Annotated in this window: 16 protein-coding genes and 2 pseudogenes; 8 read left to right on the top strand and 10 right to left on the bottom strand. The window is 40.3% G+C overall.

Annotation, left to right across the window (positions count from 1 at the left end; all coding sequences use genetic code 11):
• Positions 1-11 precede the first annotated feature (11 nt).
• The 8 genes from OO773_RS05965 to OO773_RS05930 all read left to right on the top strand — a co-directional run bounded on the left by OO773_RS05965 (position 12) and on the right by OO773_RS05930 (position 8,103).
• Positions 12-1,751, top strand: a complete 1,740-nt coding sequence (locus tag OO773_RS05965; RefSeq protein WP_040499361.1) for a DUF262 domain-containing protein — start codon at positions 12-14, stop codon at positions 1,749-1,751.
• Positions 1,752-1,776: 25 nt separating this feature from the next.
• Positions 1,777-2,187 (top strand): hypothetical protein, encoded by a 411-nt coding sequence (locus OO773_RS05960; protein ID WP_006564961.1) that lies wholly within the window; start codon positions 1,777-1,779, stop codon positions 2,185-2,187.
• Position 2,188: 1 nt separating this feature from the next.
• Positions 2,189-3,325: a sigma-54-dependent transcriptional regulator gene (locus OO773_RS05955; protein WP_006564962.1), complete on the top strand. Its 1,137-nt coding sequence runs from the start codon at positions 2,189-2,191 to the stop codon at positions 3,323-3,325.
• Between the two features lie 52 nt (positions 3,326-3,377).
• Positions 3,378-4,223, top strand: coding sequence for an aldo/keto reductase (locus tag OO773_RS05950; RefSeq protein WP_040499363.1), 846 nt, complete (start codon positions 3,378-3,380; stop codon positions 4,221-4,223).
• 9 nt (positions 4,224-4,232) lie between these two features.
• Positions 4,233-5,156, top strand: a complete 924-nt coding sequence (gene cysK, locus OO773_RS05945; protein ID WP_034377015.1) for a cysteine synthase A — start codon at positions 4,233-4,235, stop codon at positions 5,154-5,156.
• Positions 5,137-5,667: a serine O-acetyltransferase EpsC gene (gene epsC / locus OO773_RS05940; protein ID WP_034377017.1), complete on the top strand. Its 531-nt coding sequence runs from the start codon at positions 5,137-5,139 to the stop codon at positions 5,665-5,667. The genes cysK and epsC overlap by 20 nt, the downstream gene beginning before the upstream one ends.
• Before the next feature lie 212 nt (positions 5,668-5,879).
• Positions 5,880-7,646, top strand: coding sequence for a hypothetical protein (locus tag OO773_RS05935; RefSeq protein WP_264828473.1), 1,767 nt, complete (start codon positions 5,880-5,882; stop codon positions 7,644-7,646).
• 1 nt (position 7,647) lies between these two features.
• The gene (locus OO773_RS05930) at positions 7,648-8,103 is read left to right on the top strand and encodes a hypothetical protein (RefSeq protein ID WP_050780239.1); all 456 of its coding nucleotides are present in this window, start codon (positions 7,648-7,650) and stop codon (positions 8,101-8,103) included.
• Between the two features lie 195 nt (positions 8,104-8,298).
• On the opposite strand, the pseudogene OO773_RS05925 reads toward OO773_RS05930, so the two are convergent.
• From OO773_RS05925 to OO773_RS10005, 10 genes and pseudogenes are all read right to left on the bottom strand, one after another.
• Positions 8,299-9,561 (bottom strand): annotated as a pseudogene (locus OO773_RS05925) (RNA-guided endonuclease InsQ/TnpB family protein).
• Positions 9,542-9,967, bottom strand: a pseudogene (locus tag OO773_RS05920) (IS607 family transposase); the annotation flags it as partial. The pseudogenes OO773_RS05920 and OO773_RS05925, both read right to left, overlap by 20 nt.
• Before the next feature lie 1,211 nt (positions 9,968-11,178).
• Complete coding sequence (locus OO773_RS05915; protein ID WP_006564848.1) at positions 11,179-12,003, bottom strand: 4-hydroxy-3-methylbut-2-enyl diphosphate reductase; 825 nt, start codon at positions 12,001-12,003, stop codon at positions 11,179-11,181.
• Positions 11,993-13,312 (bottom strand): 3-phosphoshikimate 1-carboxyvinyltransferase, encoded by a 1,320-nt coding sequence (gene aroA / locus OO773_RS05910; RefSeq protein ID WP_178137331.1) that lies wholly within the window; start codon positions 13,310-13,312, stop codon positions 11,993-11,995. The genes OO773_RS05915 and aroA overlap by 11 nt, the downstream gene beginning before the upstream one ends.
• Positions 13,309-15,594: a YtpR family tRNA-binding protein gene (ytpR, locus tag OO773_RS05905; RefSeq protein WP_231102859.1), complete on the bottom strand. Its 2,286-nt coding sequence runs from the start codon at positions 15,592-15,594 to the stop codon at positions 13,309-13,311. The genes aroA and ytpR overlap by 4 nt, the downstream gene beginning before the upstream one ends.
• Entirely contained in the window at positions 15,594-16,607 is a 1,014-nt protein-coding gene (pheS, locus tag OO773_RS05900) for a phenylalanine--tRNA ligase subunit alpha (protein WP_050780233.1), read from the bottom strand. Before pheS ends, ytpR begins: the two co-directional genes overlap by 1 nt.
• Positions 16,597-17,280 (bottom strand): hypothetical protein, encoded by a 684-nt coding sequence (locus OO773_RS05895; protein WP_006564844.1) that lies wholly within the window; start codon positions 17,278-17,280, stop codon positions 16,597-16,599. Before OO773_RS05895 ends, pheS begins: the two co-directional genes overlap by 11 nt.
• Before the next feature lie 25 nt (positions 17,281-17,305).
• Positions 17,306-17,788: a hypothetical protein gene (locus OO773_RS05890; protein ID WP_264828472.1), complete on the bottom strand. Its 483-nt coding sequence runs from the start codon at positions 17,786-17,788 to the stop codon at positions 17,306-17,308.
• The gene (locus OO773_RS10010) at positions 17,788-17,859 is read right to left on the bottom strand and encodes a tRNA ligase subunit PheS family protein (protein WP_406600084.1); all 72 of its coding nucleotides are present in this window, start codon (positions 17,857-17,859) and stop codon (positions 17,788-17,790) included. Before OO773_RS10010 ends, OO773_RS05890 begins: the two co-directional genes overlap by 1 nt.
• Positions 17,840-18,397 carry a tRNA ligase subunit PheS family protein gene (locus OO773_RS10005; RefSeq protein ID WP_406600071.1) on the bottom strand — a complete coding sequence of 186 codons (558 nt, stop codon included), beginning with the start codon at positions 18,395-18,397 and terminating at the stop codon, positions 17,840-17,842. Before OO773_RS10005 ends, OO773_RS10010 begins: the two co-directional genes overlap by 20 nt.

Genomic DNA, 18,397 nt, shown 5'->3' with positions numbered 1-18,397 from the left:
AAGGAGTGTTGATGCAATCCCAAACCCAGTCTGTAGAGCAATTTTTTAAACACTGCTACACCATTCCCCTTTACCAACGCGCCTATTCGTGGGAAAAAGAGCAGTGGGATCAATTCTTGGCAGACTTAGAGGAGGTAACTCGTGGGGGTAATAAATACTACTTTGGAAATGTACTTTTAGAATCGCTAGAAGATCAAAAACACATTGATATCATTGATGGACAACAATGCATCACTACGATTCTTATTTTTATCCGTGCCCTGCACAATGTCTTGGCAGAGAAAGTCAAAAAAGGGGAAAAATTAGACCAAGATGAAAGTGACGAAGATTTTTTGAGATATTTGGTAGAAGATTTTCTCATTGATCGCCGTGATCCTAAACTCCAAGTAGTGGAGTATGATAATTCCTATTTCAAAGAGATGATCATTACAGATGACAAGTTAAAGGATGAAAACCCTAGCACCCCTTCGCAAGAGCGTATCAAGGAAGCTAAAAAATTCTTTACTGGCCGCCTCAAAAGACATGAGACCCAGCATATTTTGAATCTGCTCAACAAAGTCAAAAACGCCATTGTATTGCGCACGGAATTTAAAAACAAAAAAGATTCTGTCTTGATATTTGAGTTACAAAACAACCGGGGCAAGACTTTAACACACATGGAGCGGCTCAAAAGCTATTTGGCCTACCAAATCTACACCTATAGTCAAGATCAACAGAGCGCAGAAAAGCGACTAAAAGAGCTTGCTAGCATTTTTGAAAGCATCTACAGCATGATCAATGACATTAAGGTTTGGGATGAAGATACTATTTTGCGATTCTTTAATATCTCGTATTTCAAACTAGGCTATAACTACAATGAAAATGACGATAATGCTAACTACAAACGCGAGCTACACAACCCACCCAATAACCCAAATCCAACCCAAGAAGATAAACTAACTTGGATTGAAAACTATACCCAAGAGCTTAAAAACGCTTTTGCAGATTCTAAAGAGTTTTGCCAAATAGAGAGTCCTTATAAAGATTCTCTCTTGGAGCTAGATGTAGTCCATGTGTATCCCTTTATCTTTAAGGCTTACCGCATTTTTAGAAATGCCCCAGAAAAACAAACTCTTTTAGAGCAAGTCTTTAAAGCTTTGGAGGTCATCGCCTTTAGGCATAAGCTAATTAACACCCGCGCGGATTTGCGCACTAGACTACAATGGATCTTGCAAAACTTCACCAGTGCAGATTTTTTAACACAGGAAGTTGAATATATCTGCAAAAACGATTATTGGAGAGATGCGAATATGGAAAATGCGCTTACCCCTGAACGCTGGGAGGATCGTTATCGCAAGGTTGTAACCATGATTTTGGCGCGCTATGAAAACCACTTGCAAGGGCAACACACCCGGTTTAAAGGCTATGCCTCTGAACTTAAGGATTTAAAAAACCTCCAAATTGAGCATATCACTCCCCAAAAGGAAAATGACGAACGGCTTAAAAGCGGGTATTGTGCTTACGATGATGATTTTTATCAAAGGTGTTATCTTAACTGCATTGGCAATCTCTTACTCATTGGTGGATCGCACAATGCTTCTATTGGCAATAAGGCTTTTTCTGAAAAACTGGAGAGTTATCAAAATTCTTCACTATCCCAGCAACAAGAAATAAAAAACTTTGTAGAGGCAGAGAAGAAATGGGATAAACCAGCCATTGGAAAACGCCACCATAAAATTGTGGGTTTTGTGCTAGCCACTTGGAGTTTGTAGGATATGGAAAGACTAAGGGTGTTTTTTGTGTCGCCCACATAAGGCTTTTTTATTGGCCTTGGTAGGGCTTTTGCAAGCCGAGGAATTTATGATTTCTTATGCCATGCAGGTGCAAAATGGAATTGCTACCCGTGCAAGCTTTGGTTTTAGCCGGGCTTTAAAAGAACATGCAAGTAAAAAGAGTTTTAACTGTGAAATTCCTATTAAAGAGCCTACACTCTCCTCCAAACAAAAGCCCTTTTTACTAGATATTTTGCTACAAACTTACCAAGATCAGGTGGTGGATTGTCTGTATAAAGGAGAGGTACAAGTACAAAGTAGCGGATTTAACATCCATTTTCAAAACCAAAATAACACCACTTTGCGCATTATAGCGCCTGTTAATATGCATTTAGAAGGGGCTTTGTTGGTACTTGAAGTTTATTTAAGGAGATAGCATGAAAATTGCCATCGTAGAGGATGATATTAACATGCGCAAGAGTTTAGAGCTCTTTTTTAGCGATCAAGAGGATTTGGAGGTGGTGGCTTTTAAAGGACCTAAGGAGGCGCTGAAGGCTTTAGATGAGAGTTTTGAGCTCATCATTACAGATATTAACATGCCCCAAATGGACGGATTAGAATTTTTGCGCCATTTAGAGGGGCGTTATGAGGCCATTGTGATTACAGGCAATGCTACCCTTAATAAAGCCATTGAGTCTATCCGTTTGGGGGTGAAAGATTTTTTCCAAAAGCCTTTTAAACCAGAACTACTCTTAGAATCTATTTATCGCAGTAAAAGAGTACTAGAGTTTCATAAAAATAAACCCAAACAAAAGCCTTCTAAAGAATTTTTCATCGCTTCCTCTCAAGCCCTAGAGGCCGTGCAAAAACAGGCTTTAAAAGCAGCAGTTACAGATGCCAGCGTGTTTTTACAAGGCCCTAGCGGGGTGGGTAAGGAAGTTTTTGCCCGCTTTATCCACACCCATTCTAAACGCGCTAAAGAGCCTTTTATGGCTATTAATATGGCTGCTATCCCTGAACACCTCTTAGAATCCGAGCTTTTTGGCTATGAAAAGGGGGCATTTACAGATGCCACAGCGACAAAGCCCGGTTTATTTGAAATGGCACATAAGGGGAGTGTGTTTTTAGATGAAATTAGCGAAATGCCTTTAAAACTACAGAGCAAACTTTTACGGGTGATTCAAGAAAAAGAGCTGATGCGGCTTGGGAGTAATAAAACTATTAAGGTTGATTTGCGCTTTATTGCAGCCACGAATACCAATATCCAAGAAAAGATCGCGGCTAAAGAATTTCGCGAGGATTTATTTTTCCGCTTACAAACCATTCCGCTAAATATCCCCCCACTTAAAGAGCGCAAAGAGGAGATTTTACCCCTAGCCGAGTGGAAACTTAAAGAAGTATTACAGGTTTATAATTTAGGGCAAAAACATTTTTCTAAAAGCGCGCAAGAGTGTTTGCTTAATTACACTTGGCATGGCAATATCCGCGAGTTGCTCTCAGTAGTAGAGAGGGCAGCTATTTTAAGCGAGGGGGAGAGTATTAGTGAGAAAGATTTATTTTTGGAACGGAGTTAACTTTTTTGTGCTATTAGGTAAGCGCCTTTTATTCTTTAAGCAAGGAGATTAAGTGGAGTTTGTAACTTTAAATAATGGAGTGAAAATCCCTATTTTAGGTTTTGGGGTGTTTCAAATCCCAGATGATGCCTGTGAAAAGGCGGTTTTAGAAGCCATTGAATGCGGGTATCGCTTAATTGACACCGCACAGATGTATCAAAACGAGGGTGGGGTTGGCTCTGCGATTAAAAAAACCAGTGTGCCCCGTGAAGAGCTTTTTATCACGACTAAAGTTTGGTTTAACAATGCTGGGGAGAAAAAAGCTAAAGCATCTATAGAGTGCTCTTTAAGAAGAATGCAATTAGATTATTTGGATTTAGTGTTGATTCACCAACCCTTTAACGACTATTATGGGACTTACCGCGCTTTAGAAGATCTTTATAAAGAGGGCAAACTTAAATGCATTGGGGTGAGTAATTTTTACCCCGATCGCCTTGCAGATTTAGTTAGTTTCACCCAAGTAGTCCCTGCCATTAATCAAATTGAGATCAACCCCTTCCACCAGCAAATTAAGGCCCAAGAAACCATGCAAAAATATAAAGTCCAGCCACAGGCTTGGGGACCTTTTGCAGAAGGCCGCAACAACATTTTTAACAACTCTACTTTACAAGAGATCGCAAACAAGCATAATAAAAGCATCGCTCAGGTGATCTTGCGCTGGCTAGTGCAAAGAGAAATTGTGGTTTTATTTAAAACAGATAAAAAAGTGCGCATGGTGGAAAATAGCCAGATTTTTGATTTCAGCCTCCCCTCTGAGGATATGCAGACCATCGCGCAGATCGATCAGCAACAAAGCGCCTTTTTTGATCACCGCGATCCGGGTGCGCTAGAGTTTTTAAAAACGCTACCCACCATTTAAGGATTTTTTATGGTTTATCAAAACGCTTTAGAACTTATCGGTAATACGCCCATTTTAAAAACTAACCACCTCTTAGAAGCGGGCGCGGCTGATCTTTTTATTAAGTTAGAAAAGTTTAATCCGGGGGGTAGTGTAAAAGATCGCGCGGCTTTGGGAATGATTGAGCAAGCAGAAAAAGATGGGCGGCTTAAAAAGGGAATGAGCATTATTGAACCTACCAGTGGTAATACAGGCATTGCTCTGGCTTTAATGGGCTTACTTAAGGGCTATAAAGTGATGATTGTGATGCCAGATACCATGAGTGTAGAACGCCGTGAGCTCATTAGGGCTTATGGCGCTGAGTTGATTTTAACACCCGGATCACAAGGCACTAAAGGGGCAATTGATAAGGCTTTAGAAATAGGAAAACAAGAGGGCTATTTTATCCCGCAGCAATTTGAAAATCCGGCTAACCCTCAAAAACACTACAACACCACCGCAGAAGAAATTTTAAAAGATTTGCCTAAAGTAGATGCGGTTGTCTTTGGTGTAGGAACAGGAGGCACTATTGCAGGGGTGGGGCGTAAATTTAAAGAGAAAAACCACACTGCCCAAATTATTGCAGTAGAACCCGCACAATCGCCTATTTTAAGTGGGGGTAAACATAGTCCTCATAAAATACAGGGGATTGGTGTGGGATTTGTACCGGCTAATTATGATAAAGCGGTAGTAGACGGAGTGATTGCTGTAGATGAGCGCGATGCAGCACATACAGCTAGACTTTTTGGAGAAAAAGAGGGGATTTTAGTAGGAATCTCCTCAGGGGCGGCTATCTTTGCAGGGATGCAAGTAGCGCGCCAACTTGGCAAGGGTAAATCTGTACTTGCCCTAGCACCTGATGGAGGAGAGAAGTACCTTTCAACTGGACTTTATGATGCTGGATCTGCGCTATAGTTTAGAGCGCGCTTTACAACAAGACCCAGCCGCTCGGAATAAGTGGGAGGTTTTATTGCTTTATCCGGGCGTGCATGCGCTTTTAGCCCATCGCCTAGCCCATGCCCTTCATAAACGCCGATTTTACTTTTTAGCCCGTGCACTTTCTCAGTTAGCGCGCTTTTTAACCGGGATAGAGATCCACCCGGGAGCACAAATTGGGCGCGGACTTTTTATTGATCATGGCATGGGTGTGGTGATTGGCGAAACCACACAAATTGGCAATGATGTTACGATTTATCATGGCGTAACTTTGGGAGGTACAGGTAAACATAAGGGTAAACGCCACCCAACTTTAGGTAATCGTGTGGTGGTGGGGGCAGGGGCTAAGGTTTTGGGGGCAGTGGTGATTGGAGATGATGTTAAGATTGGGGCTAATGCAGTGGTGCTCTTTGATTTACCGCGTGGATCAACAGCAGTTGGCATGAAGGCTAAATTAATAGATAAAACAAATGCAGGAGATGAGGAGTGAATGGGTAAGAGTGCGGGGAATGCTACAAATTGGTTAAAAAGCACTGTTGGTGCTCAACACTCTAGTCTATAAAAAACCTAAATACATTCTCGTGGTAGCATTGTAAAAGTAAGAAATCTCCACTATCATCCCCTATTCCTCCACAAGCCCCTATCAAGCCATTATTTGAAGGACTTATTATTTCCTTAAACTCCCTAATTTATCTTGATTAATTGATTAATTTTTCAAACATTAGAGCCATTAGAGCCGATCAAAGTGGTAACCTTTTAGCCTTCTTAACGGAAGCGGCAAATAGCAGTGTACAAGCCCATAACACCCTTAAAAGTATTCTAAACAAGACTACAGCAAACCTAAAAGAACAGCTTGAAAATCTCCAGCTAAATAAGGGCGATATAAAGGCAATCTTTGATGATCTAGAAAAAGGCACTAAGGAAAGTTATAACGACGCTATAGACAAAACAATCCCAGCGGTGCTAACAAACGATATTAAGACCACACTAAACCCAGAGAATAAAGCCAATGGATTAAGTTTTAACCAGTTTAAAGCCGAGTTAAAAGATCAAGGTTTAGATCAAGAGGCTAAAGGCTTTTTAAATGTGATTGAGAAAAACATTTATAACCCTGCAGGGGTGAACTTTAGACAACTCAATAGCTCTCTTAAGCTCCTTAATGCTTATCACAAGAATACTAAAGACCCTAACTTTAAAGATTATATCAATAGAGCTTTAGAAGGGTTTTTAAGAAGAGACATTAAAGCAGGCATTGATAACTTATTTGAACAACTCCCTAAAAATAAAGTAGATCAATACAAAGAACTCTACAACACCGCGCTAAATGATTATGCGACTATGAAACAGACCCTAAAAGATGTTAAGAAATTAGGGCTAAGAGATGCGCACAATAGCACAGAAAAAGCCCTTGATAGCCTTATTAAGTTTACTAAAGGGCAGGGTGATAAGCTAGATAATCTCAGTGCCATTAGCAAAGGTTTAAGTAACTCTAATAGAGAAGTCTTAGAACTTAATATGCTTGATAGACTTTTTAAAAAATCCCTTGTTGATGCCCAAGATATTAGCGTGCTAGATAGCTTTAAGTTTATGAATGCGCTAGAGGAACTTAAAGAGAGTAGTTTTAAAACTCAAGGCGCTAAAGACTTTATAGAAATTGCTAAGGGCTTTCATAGATTATTTAATCAAGATAGCGCTATTGCTAAAGCGCTTAAGCCCACTACGGGGGGAACTATTGGAAGTAGTATTGCTACTAGTGTAGGCGGGGCTGCACAATTCCAAGTTACTAAAGCCGCCTTTGGCTTTATTGTTAGAACTCTGCCCTATATCCCCTTTGCTAAAGCACTCAATGATAAAGTAAGTGGTGCAGCACTCAGATATCACATTAAAGCCGCATTAAATAAGAGCCACAGCATAGAGGCCTTTAAACAAAATCTTAACAAAATCGCAAGTAGAGCTGAATTTAGCAACGCTACTAGAGCCCTAATTAGAGAGATTGAACAGAATTTACCTAAGAGTGTGGAGGGTGGGGGGAGTGTTAGCAGTGGGGGAGTAGCTGAAACACCTGTAAATACTAAAGGTTTACGGAATGAAGCACAAGAGGCGGGGCAGAGTGTGGAGGGGAGAGCTCTACAAAGTGAAGTGCCTGTAAAAGTACAAGATGAAGTACAGACCAAAGCAGACAACGCCTATCAAGAATTAGCCAAAATTGATACTACAAAGCTAAACCCAGAACAACAAGAAATCTTAAAAGTTTTTAAAGGCGAAATTCCTAGTACAACTATTGTTGGCAAAGATTTAAAAGACCTTTATAGATTAGAAACAGGTAGCAGAAAGACAGGAGCTAGAAAAATCATTATTAAGCACTTTGGCACTGAGAAAACGGGTGGGCTAAGTGCAGATGAACTTTTAAAGATATGCTTACACATCACAAGCAGAAAACGGGACAACGCTAAGGGTTGTTGTAGATGAGTTGAATAATGAAAAAAAGATATTTGACTTTTACAGCGATCGTAACTTTATAGACTACAAAGGCGGTTACAGTCCTAAACTGCCTACCGCCACCAAAGAAATTACCACTCCCCCCCTTAAAAGTCAAGATTTTAAAGCAAAAGCCACAGAACTTTACAACACCGCTAAAGCTCAAGAGGGGGAGTTTAAAGAGTTTTTAGAAAATCTTAAGAGTGCTAATAATTCCTTAGAGTTAGGCCAAATTCTTAAGAGTGAATCTAGCATTGAAAGTAAAATTGCGCGCAAGCAGGAGGATATAAGTGCCACAGGGGATTATCTAAGAGCGGCCATTATTAGTAAAGACAAAACCCAGTTAGATACAGAGTTAGTCAAGCTAGTAGATAGCTTAGAATCAAGAGGGATTAAACCCACTATAGAATTACAGCACAGAGAGACCGGGTATAAAGGTGTGCGATAGTATCTACCATGTGCTAAGGGAGCAGGGGGTTAGGCAAACGCTAAAAGATAAGGAGTTAGACGCTTTAGTTGCAAAAAGCCAAGATAATCATACTCTGAAAAATCCGTATTAGTCAGAAAGTCTTTAGAAGACTTAAAGGGAGACCAGAACTTACCGCTCCTACAAACCTATAAAATCCCATAAAATTCTATAAATCTATAGACTAAGAGCATGGGATTTTTGTTGTATTCCTGTTTCTACCATGCTAGTTACTAACTGGTTTGTTTTCAAATCAGCTAATAGAGCCGTCATGTCCACAGGCGTAAATTCGGTAAGAGCTTTACCTACTAAATGTTTAACTAGATTCAAACTAGCATTGTAATCTCTATCAAGAACTAAGCCACAATGAGAGCAAGAATACATGCGATCACTCAAGCTTAGATCTGTTTTTAAATGCCCACAATTAGAACAAGTCTTAGAGCTTGGATAGAAAGGATCAGCTCTTTTAATCTCTTTGCCAAAATACTTAGCCCTTTACTCTAGCAAGGTGTTAAACGCAGAAATACCCACATCTGCTAAAGACTTAGCTAATTTATGGTTTTTAAGCATATTATTCACTCTTAAACTCTCAAGACAAAAAGGATCAAAATGAGACACTAAGACACTGGTCAATTTGTGTAGAAAATCTAAACGAATATTAGAAATACGCTGGTGTAGTTTGTTTAGCCTTAAAGAGGCTTTTAGAAATTTTCTAGACTTCTTAAGTTTATCACCTTTGGCTTTCGGGTGTTGCTTCTTAGAAAGTTGAAGTCTTGTTAGCCTCCTTGTGAGCTTAGTTAAGGGCTTGGGGGCTTTAATCTGCAAACCATTAGATAAACTCACAAAAGATTTAATACCGGTATCTATGCCTATAGTTTTAAAATTTTTTAAAGGCTTATGGGTGTGGACAAACTCGTTTTTGGTGATCTCCATTGCAATAGAAACAAAGAATTTAGAGCCTTTTATTGAAATAGTTACCCCGCTAATTTTTCCCTTAAAGCGTAATTTCTCACACATCTTAATCTTGGATAAATTGGGGATTTTTAGGTAATCGCGCTTATAGCCCTGAATGATTTTAATCTGATCACCTCCGATATAAAACTTGCCCTGAAATTCTCTTTTCTTTTTGAAACGCGGGTAACTTAGTTTCCCTTGTTTTAAGTCTCTAAAGAATTTAGTAAAAGCTAGACCAAGATGCATAAAGGGCTGTTGTGTGGCATATTTGCTAACCTCATAAACAAAAGGAAACTGCTCTTTTTTGATAGCATTAAACTCTTTTTTAAGAGCAAGATGGTTAGTTGTAATTCCATTCTGATAGTTTTCTTTCCACCTAGCAAGCCCCCAATTGTATGCAAGTCGTGCACACCCGTAAGCTTTTTTAAAGTAAGTTTTAGCCTTATTATTAGGGCTCAGTTGGACTTTATGGGTTATCTGAAACATTGTTCTCTACCACTGCTTGCATTTGTTCTAATAGCTTTTTATTCTTTTTAGACCTAGAGCCATATAGACGCGCTGAGAAAACCGTAATAATCTCTAAGACATCTTTAACTAATTCCTCCTCAAAACGCACATTTTCGTCGCCTTTATTAATCAGAATAACTTCAACTTCTTTAGCCTCACAAATGCTAAAACCCAACTCAGCTCCAAAGCGCAACAATCTATCCTTATGGGTAAGCACCAAGCGTTTAACCTGACCTCTCTAGATCAAATTTATAATGAAAAAAAGATATTTGACTTAGTAATTCATTCCAGCTTTAAAGTCAGCAAAGACCTCGTAGTCAAAGCCTAGCTTAGAACAATAAAGTTCTAAAACTTGCACCTGTCTTATTAAGTCATCTTTCTGATCAGCCACAGAACTTTACAACACCGCTAAAGCTCAAGAGGGGGAGTTTAAAGAGTTTTTAGAAAATCTTAAGAGTGCTAATAATTCCTTAGAGTTAGGCCAAATTCTTAAGAGTGAATCTAGCATTGAAAGTAAAATTGCGCGCAAGCAGGAGGATATAAGTGCCACAGGGGATTATCTAAGAGCGGCCATTATTAGTAAAGACAAAACCCAGTTAGATACAGAGTTAGTCAAGCTAGTAGATAGCTTAGAATCAAGAGGGATTAAACCCACTATAGAATTACAGCACAGAGAGACCGGGTATAAAGGTGTGCGATAGTATCTACCATGTGTTGCGACAGGGTTAAGACTCGTGCCCCCTAAGCTGGTGGGGGCTACCTCCCTCTTAAATGCCTTTAGAAAACGCGCCTTCACTGGTTGCTAGATACTCACAAGAGTAGCTTAAAAAGCGCGAGACCCTGCTCGTCTAACATGCGTTAGTAATCTCTTGGGGTAGTACATCACCACTTAAACCTACTATCTTGATAAATAAGTTTCTTGTTATCCATGTTGCTTTTGATTTTAGCCACATCATCACTCCACATCAACGAACTTAACCAGTTGGCGCCTTCTAGTATCTTAATGGCAATTTTATATCACCGCCCAAACTTCAATTAACTAGATTCAAACTAGCATTGAAATACTCTTAGCATAGCGTGTATTTACTAAAAAAGTAGATTTGCCAGAGTCGCGCTAGGGAGAGCGTGCTTACTAAAGCCGTTGTAAGCTACCCTTTTTTAGTTAAACAAGCTTTAAGCATAGGTAACCAGATAGAATAGCGGAGCCCTATCCGTCTAACATGGGTTAGTAATTCTGGTGCTGCAGCCCGGACGCTTCACCAATCAAACTGGGGACTTTTATACAATAAGCGTTTTTTGCTAAGTTTTTGGCGGATTTTTTGACCCTTTGAACTATGCAACAAACTAGCTAAGCCGTTCTAAGTTTATATTAAGTTGCATGATCACAGGATAAGTACCCTACTTAAAATGATGGCTATGCGCCGTCTATTTTAAAATCATCGCTTTTAAAAATTAGTTCGTTAGGGTTCGTTGGCTTTCTTAGTGGCCTAGCCTTTGAACTGTGCAACAAGCCTTTTGACCACCAAGCCTGCTTTTGATCTAAATATATTTAGCTTGTAAAAAAGACCTCCAAATTCTTAAAAAACACAAATAGTCCTAAAACCCCAAAATCTTTTCTCTTACCCCCTCAATGATCCAATCAGGAGTAGAAGCCCCTGCACTAATGCCACAGAGCTTTTTGCCCATAAACCAAGTGGGATCTAAATCTTTAAAGTCCTCTACTAAGTAGCTATCTGTACAAAATTCTTTAGCGATGTTAAAGAGCTGTTTGGTGTTTGAAGAGGTCTTACCCCCTACTACGACCATAATATCTACCTCCTGACTTAACTCTCTTACGGCTTCTTGGTTTTCAAAGGTGGCATTACAGATCGTGTTAAAAATGCGCACTTCAGCACAACGGACAATTAAAAAAGAGGCAATTTCTAAGAGTTGGGGGGTCTGTTTGGTGGTTTGAGAAACAAGCGCTACTCTTTTAGAAAGTTTTTGGGTGTAAAGTTGCTCTAAAGAATTGATCACTAAGGGCGGGGTGTGTGCATAACTAATCACCCCCTTAACCTCAGGGTGGTTAGCATCGCCAAAGATTACAATCTGATAGCCTTTAGCACTCATTTTTTCTACAATTTGCTGGGGTTTGATCACATAAGGGCATGTGGCATCAATAATATGCGCGCCCTTTTCTTTAAGCAAAGTCAAATCGTTTTTAGGAATGCCATGGGTGCGGATAATCACATGGCTATTAGATTCAATGGCGCTCACATTTTCTTGTACCTTGACATTAAAATTTTGCTCAAGCCTCTTAATTTCTTTAGGATTATGAATCAAAGACCCTAGAGTTACACTATTTTTATTCTTTTGGGCAATCTCAATAGCCCGCTTAACTCCAAAACAAAAACCATAATTTTTAGCCATTTTAACTTGCATGTACTGCCTTAATGGGAGTGATTTGGTTTAAAATCTCTTCAAACTTAGGGAAAGAAATAGCCATGCACTCTGTATTTTTAATCTCTCCTCCACAGGCTAAAAGCGCTATTGCAAAACTCAAAGCGATTCGATGATCGTTAAAACTCTCTAGGGGTTCTTGAGGGCTTTTTAAAGTCCCCCCTTGAATACTAAAGCCATCTTTAAAAGCTTGGCATTCTATTCCCATTTTTTTTAGATTGGCTAGGATAGTTGTGATGCGATCGCTCTCTTTAACGCGTAGCTCCTGCGCATTCTTAACCACACTCACCCCCTTAGCCACCGCCATGGCCACCGCCAAAGCGGGCAATTCATCAATTAAAAAGGCAATATTACTCTCTAAGTTAATAGCTTTAAGGCTGGCATGTTTAACATAAATATCTCCTACTTCTTCTGCGCCCATGTATTCTGTGGGGGTGTAGCTTATCTGTGCGCCCATTTTTTCTAAGACCTTGAAGGCCTCTATACGCGTGGGGTTTAAAAGTACCCGTTTTAAAAGCACTGCACTTTGAGGCACAAGCATCACCGCTAGGGCAAAATAAAAGGCACTAGAAGGATCGTTTGGAATGTGCCAAGAAAAAGATTCTAAGGGTTTATCTAAGGGCTCTAAAAAGATTGTCTGTTTATTCATTTTAAGATTAGCCCCTAAAGTTTGTAGCATTAATTCGGTGTGGTTGCGGCTCAAAGATGGCTCGCTTAAGGTGCTAGCACTTTTAGCCTGTAAAGTGGCCAACAAAAGAGCGCTTTTAAGCTGGGCAGAAGCAAGCGGGCTGACATAGTTAATCCCTTGTAGAGGTGTACTTACAATGCTTAGAGGGGCTAAGGTATTATGTGCCCTACCTCTTATCTGTGCGCCCATTTGTTTTAAAGGCACAACCACACGCCCCATAGGCCGCTCACTCAAAGAAACATCGCCTATTAAAATATAGTGGTTTTGCTGGGTTGTACTGCTACTTAATAGACCGCTTAAAAGGCGCATAGTTGTACCCGAATTATGGCAATGAAGCACCTTTTTAGGCTCGTTAAAGCGCAAGAATTGTTTAGGGGGAGTGAGTTTAAGTATATTAGGCGCTTCTTTTTGCACTCTAAGCCCTAAGGCCCTCACAATGCTTAATGTACTCAAACAATCCTGCCCCATGAGTAGGTCCTGTACAAAACAGGGTTTATTAGTAAAAAGGGCGCATAAAAGTACGCGATGACTCAAAGATTTATCCGTGCTTAGCTCTTTTAACTCTAGATCAAAACTTTTAGCCGGGCTAATATGCAAGATCATTTGAGTTTGGCCTGAAAGTGTTGTTCAAGTACGCGTAGGGTATGCCTAACTACTTCTTCTATGGCAACATCGTTTAAAGCCTCTTGAGATTGGATTTTTAGGCGCAAACTCAGAGCTATTTCGTGGGCATTTTCTGGGTAAATATCTAAAGGAAAGACTTCTTGTAAGTGAGCAATATTTGCTTTTAAAAGTTTATCTTTAATCTCTGCAAAGATACAATCTTTAGCCACTATCACTGTTAAATCCCGTAAACTAGTGGGCAATTTAGAAAACGCCTCAGCTTGATAGGCTTTAGCAACGAGTAAAGCGCTATTAATCTCAGCAATAAAGCCCTCTAACAGATCTTCTTGTTGGATAATTGCTGGGTGAATCGCACCTAAAAAGCCTAAAGAGCACCCATCTTTAAAGATACGCGCGCTTTGGTGGGGGTGGTAGGTGGTGTTTAAAAAGGGGTGGTCTTGATACTCTTTTGTACTAAGGGGTTTGAGATCAAAAGGGCCTATGATTTGGGAGAGTGTACGCGCAAAGCTATAAAAATCCCAAGGTGTTCCTTTAGGGTTTGGGTAGTGGGGGGTAATTTGTAATCCACATGCTAGAAAAGCCAAACTTTGCCCCTCCTCTCTTTGTGCATTGTAGACACTGCCTAACTCAAAAAGAGCGATACTTTTAAAGCCCAAGTTTTTATTGCGTTTGCTGGCTTCTAAAAGCCCGGGGATTAAAGAGGTGCGCAGGGTGTTAAGATCGCTACTGATAGGATTAAGCAAGTCTAAATGTTCTTGCAAAGTTGGATAACCTAGCTTTTCTAAATTTTCTTTTTTGGTAAAAAGATAGTGCACCACCTCATTAAATTGTAAGGCTAGGGCTTTATAGGCTAGCTGGCGCTCAAAGAGAAAACGGGTGTAGTGGGGGTTGTTAATTTCTTTTTCAAAAAGAAGCAGGGGGGTAGAGGGGATTTTATCTAGGCCTATAAAGCGCAGTACTTCCTCTGCAATATCCTCCTCAAGCGTGATGTCATGGCGATCTAGTGGGATTTGTACAATTAAACTAGAATTTTGAGATTGCACCTTAAAACCCAAAGCTTCTAAGACATTTTGGATTTTCTTACTAGAAAGCCTTAGGCCTAAAATCTTGGCAATTTTTACAGCGCTTATCTCTAGAGTTTTAGGATTTAGTGGAGGGCTTAAAAAGCGCAAATGTAAAGAAAAGGGAATATTAAAGCGCTTTAAAAGAGTCTGTAAAATCCCAAAAGCTAAACCCACATCAGGATTGCTCCCGCGTGTGGTGCGCTGGGTTAGGGCGTTGTGTTTTAGATTGTGCGCGTGTAATCTAGTGGCTATGTAGTTAGGGTCTAAAAAACTAGCCTCTAATAAACAATCTAAATCTTGTGTTTGAGGGGAGGAAATAGCGATGTTAGAGAGCTCTTTATAAGCGTCAAAAACCCGTACAAAACCTAAAGAATCTTTTTGGATATTTAAAGAAATATGCGCGGGGTAGGCGTGCATAATCACACCACTTAAATAGGTGGTGTACTCTAAAAGATTAGAGAGAGGGTTTTTTTGTAGGTTATTTTGCAGGGCTAAAGTGAGTAAAATTTCTAAGGGCAGGTGCGACTTTTCTAACTTAAAGGAGGCATAGCCTAAAACAAGGGGCAGGTCTTGTGGAAGGTTTAAGGAAAGCGGGTTTTGCAAAGGGGGGATTTTAGGCAGGGTGAGTTTTAAAGAATATAGGGCTGCGATCTCTTTAGCTAGGCCTAAAACACTTAAACAATCCCCACGATTAGGTGTAATGGCAATGTCTAAAAGCGCGCCTTGAAAAAAGTCAAGTTGATCAAGAGCTATACCGGGAATTAGAGGGCTTTTATGTAGACTATCATCTAAGATTAAAATCCCCTCATAAATGGAAGGCAAACCTAATTCTTTGGCTGAGCAGATCATGCCAAAACTCTCTACCCCGCGAATTATGCTAGGTTTAATGTGTGTGTTAATAGCTGGCAGATACGCCCCCTCTAGCGCTAGGGCCACAAATTGCCCCGCCTCTACATTATGCGCCCCGCACACAATTTCTAAAACCTGCGATCCGCTATCAACCTGACAAAGGCTTAATTTCTCAGCGTTGGGGTGTTTTTCTTTTGTCAGCACCTTTGCAACCACAACTTGTGGCCAGTTAAACCTGCAAATACTCTCCACCTCTAGCCCCACACGGGCTAAATCCTCACTAAGCTGTAAAATATCTAGCGTCTTTGTATCTAAAAAATAATCTAGGTGGGCGGTGTGTAGTAACATCAAAAAGCCTTTAAAAAGCGCAAATCCGTTTCAAAGAAACTACGCAAATCATTAATTCCACAGGAGAGCATAGCAAGCCGTTCTATTCCTAGCCCAAAGGCATACCCGCTAACATTTTTCAAGCCCACATTCTTAAAGACAGCAGGGTGTACACAGCCTGCTCCTAAAACCTCAAGCCAGCCGCTTTGTTTGCACACCTTACACCCCTTTTGTTTGCAAAAGACACAGCTAATATCTACCTCTGCGCTAGGCTCTGTAAAGGGAAAGAAGCTTGCGCGCCAACGCACCTTAATTTCTCCAAAAAAGGCCTGTAAAAACTCCTCTAAAATATGCTTAAGATGCCCAAAATGCACCCCTTTATCCACCACTAGCCCCTCTACTTGAGAAAACATAGGCGTGTGGGTGGTGTCGTGATCGCGCCTGAAAGTATGCCCAATGGCAATCATTTTAAGCGGAGGGTTTTGACTTTGCATGGCATGGATTTGTGCGGGTGAGGTATGGGTACGCAAAAGCTTAGCATCTTTAAAATAGAAAGTATCTTGCATGGCGCGGGCGGGGTGATGTGGGGGGATATTTAGCGCGCTAAAATTATAAAAATCATCTTCTATTAGCTTTCCTAAATGGAGTTTAAAGCCCCGCTGAATGAAGTGGGCGATGATGCGCTCTTTAGTGTAGTTAAGCGGATGGCCTAAACTTGCGCTAAAATGGGTATGAGCTAGGCTAGGATCAAGCTTTTCAGAGAATAACCTCTCCTCTAACTCTAAAGCCTGTAACTCTTGCTTTTTTCTAGCATGCAGGGTAATAAAGCTTTCTTTAAATTGGTTAAGCTTAGCTGCTTGCTTACCTTTTGCCTCAGGATCAAGGCTTTTTAAATCACTAAAGGCTTGAGCCAAGATACCCTTTTTGCCTAAAATCTTTAGGCGCAAATCCTCAAGGTCTTTAAGAGAATCAACCTTTTTAAGATATTCCAGTTGGTCTTTTAAATTTTGCAAAGACTTTCCTTTAGCGTACATCTAGTTTAAAGGTGTGTGTTTCCCCCTCTAAAGACACTTTGATCATGACAACTCCGGGTGTAATCCCCCTAGAGTTAATCACCACAAAGCCACCCTTTGCCTTCCCATTTACTCTTAGAGTAGAGCGTTTAAGGTAGTTAATTGCCATGATTTTAAAGGCCTGTCTTTCCTCTTGCATAATCTCTTGGGTTTGTACATCATCCATCATCATAAAGGGGCCAAACATCATGTCATAGGCTAAAAAACCCCCTTGTCCATAGTAAAACATAGAAGGACCTATGCCACTTGTTGCGATATTGCTATCCGGGGTGGCGATATTATAACTTTGTAAAATGGGTTCAAAATCATAACTGGATTTAAACATTTGTTGGAAAGTCAATACCGGCAACTCTACCCCATTTTCGCTCGCAGAAATATTAGAAGTGTCAAAATCCACCGGGCTACCCCCTATAAGTTGTGCTCCCACATATAAAACTAAAGGCGGGTTATCTAGCCCCTTAAGTTTCTTTTGTGCGACTTCAATTTGTACCTTAGATTTGGCCTTGCCTGATGTGAGAACTTTAATTCCATTGTTATAACTGGTAATATTCTCTGGCCTGATTTGATAACTCGCACACCCGGTTAGAAAAAAAGCTCCTAGCAAAAAAGACAAAAAAACAGATAAACGCACCATCTCCCCTTCCTAAAGTTTAAAAAGCTCAAAAGTTAAAGCGGTTGGTAAAAAACCCCTTGCTCTCCTTTTCTTTGCTAAAAGCCCTCTCCAGTTGCTCTTTAATATCATAGTAACTAAAACTCTCTTTAAAATCCTCAATTTTTCCTCCGCTGGCGTTTTTATGCCCCCCGCCACCCCGCGAATGCTGCCTTAACTGACTCACATCGCATTTTCCATTGGAGCGCAAACTCACCGAACCCTTAAACCCAACATCAATATAAAAATCAAACTCAGGATTTTGGGTTAAAAAGAGATTGGCTAGCACGCTAATGCCCCCCATTGCATAACTCATAAACCCTACTTTATCCCCACAAGAGACCTTACACTCCTCTTTTTTACGCGAAAGTAAAGCCACCTGCGCATTAGAGGCAATATCTAGCCCCACACGGGCTAAATCCTCACTAAGCTGTAAAATATCTAGCGTCTTTGTATCTAAAAAATAATCTAGGTGGGCGGTGTGTAGTAACATCAAAAAGCCTTTAAAAAGCGCAAATCCGTTTCAAAGAAACTACGCAAATCATTAATTCCACAGGAGAGCATAGCAATCATGGGTGCTAGCAATCATGCGCATGCACACCTTACCCAAATCAAAGCCAAATTCTCCTTCTTTCCAAATATCAATAGAATTAATCATCGCCACTAATAGCTCTAATTTTTCTTTATTGCTCCCCTCTTTGAGTGGATATTGCGCCTTTAGAGTTTCCCAAGTGATCTTAGAAGCGCTGCGCTCCGTGAGTAAAAAGGACCATGTATAAACCTTAGAAGCTTCTAAACCGGCCTGTAAAAACTCCTCTAAAATATGCTTAAGATGCCCAAAATGCACCCCTTTATCCACCACTAGCCCCTCTACTTGAGAAAACATAGGCGTGTGGGTGGTGTCGTGATCGCGCCTGAAAGTATGCCCAATGGCAATCATTTTGATAGCCTTTTTAGTATCGGTGATGATCTCATGCAATCTAGCCCCTACCTCGCGCCCATAATTAGCATTATAAAACTTGATTTCACTGAAAAAACAACGGCTAACAAACTGGCAACCATAACCATCTAAATCAATGTGGGATAAATGAAAAACCTGCAT

It is taken from the genome of Helicobacter suis HS1, assembly GCF_026000295.1.
In the GTDB taxonomy this organism is placed as follows: Bacteria; Campylobacterota; Campylobacteria; order Campylobacterales; family Helicobacteraceae; genus Helicobacter; species Helicobacter suis.
This window is presented reverse-complemented; position numbering and strand designations above follow the sequence as displayed.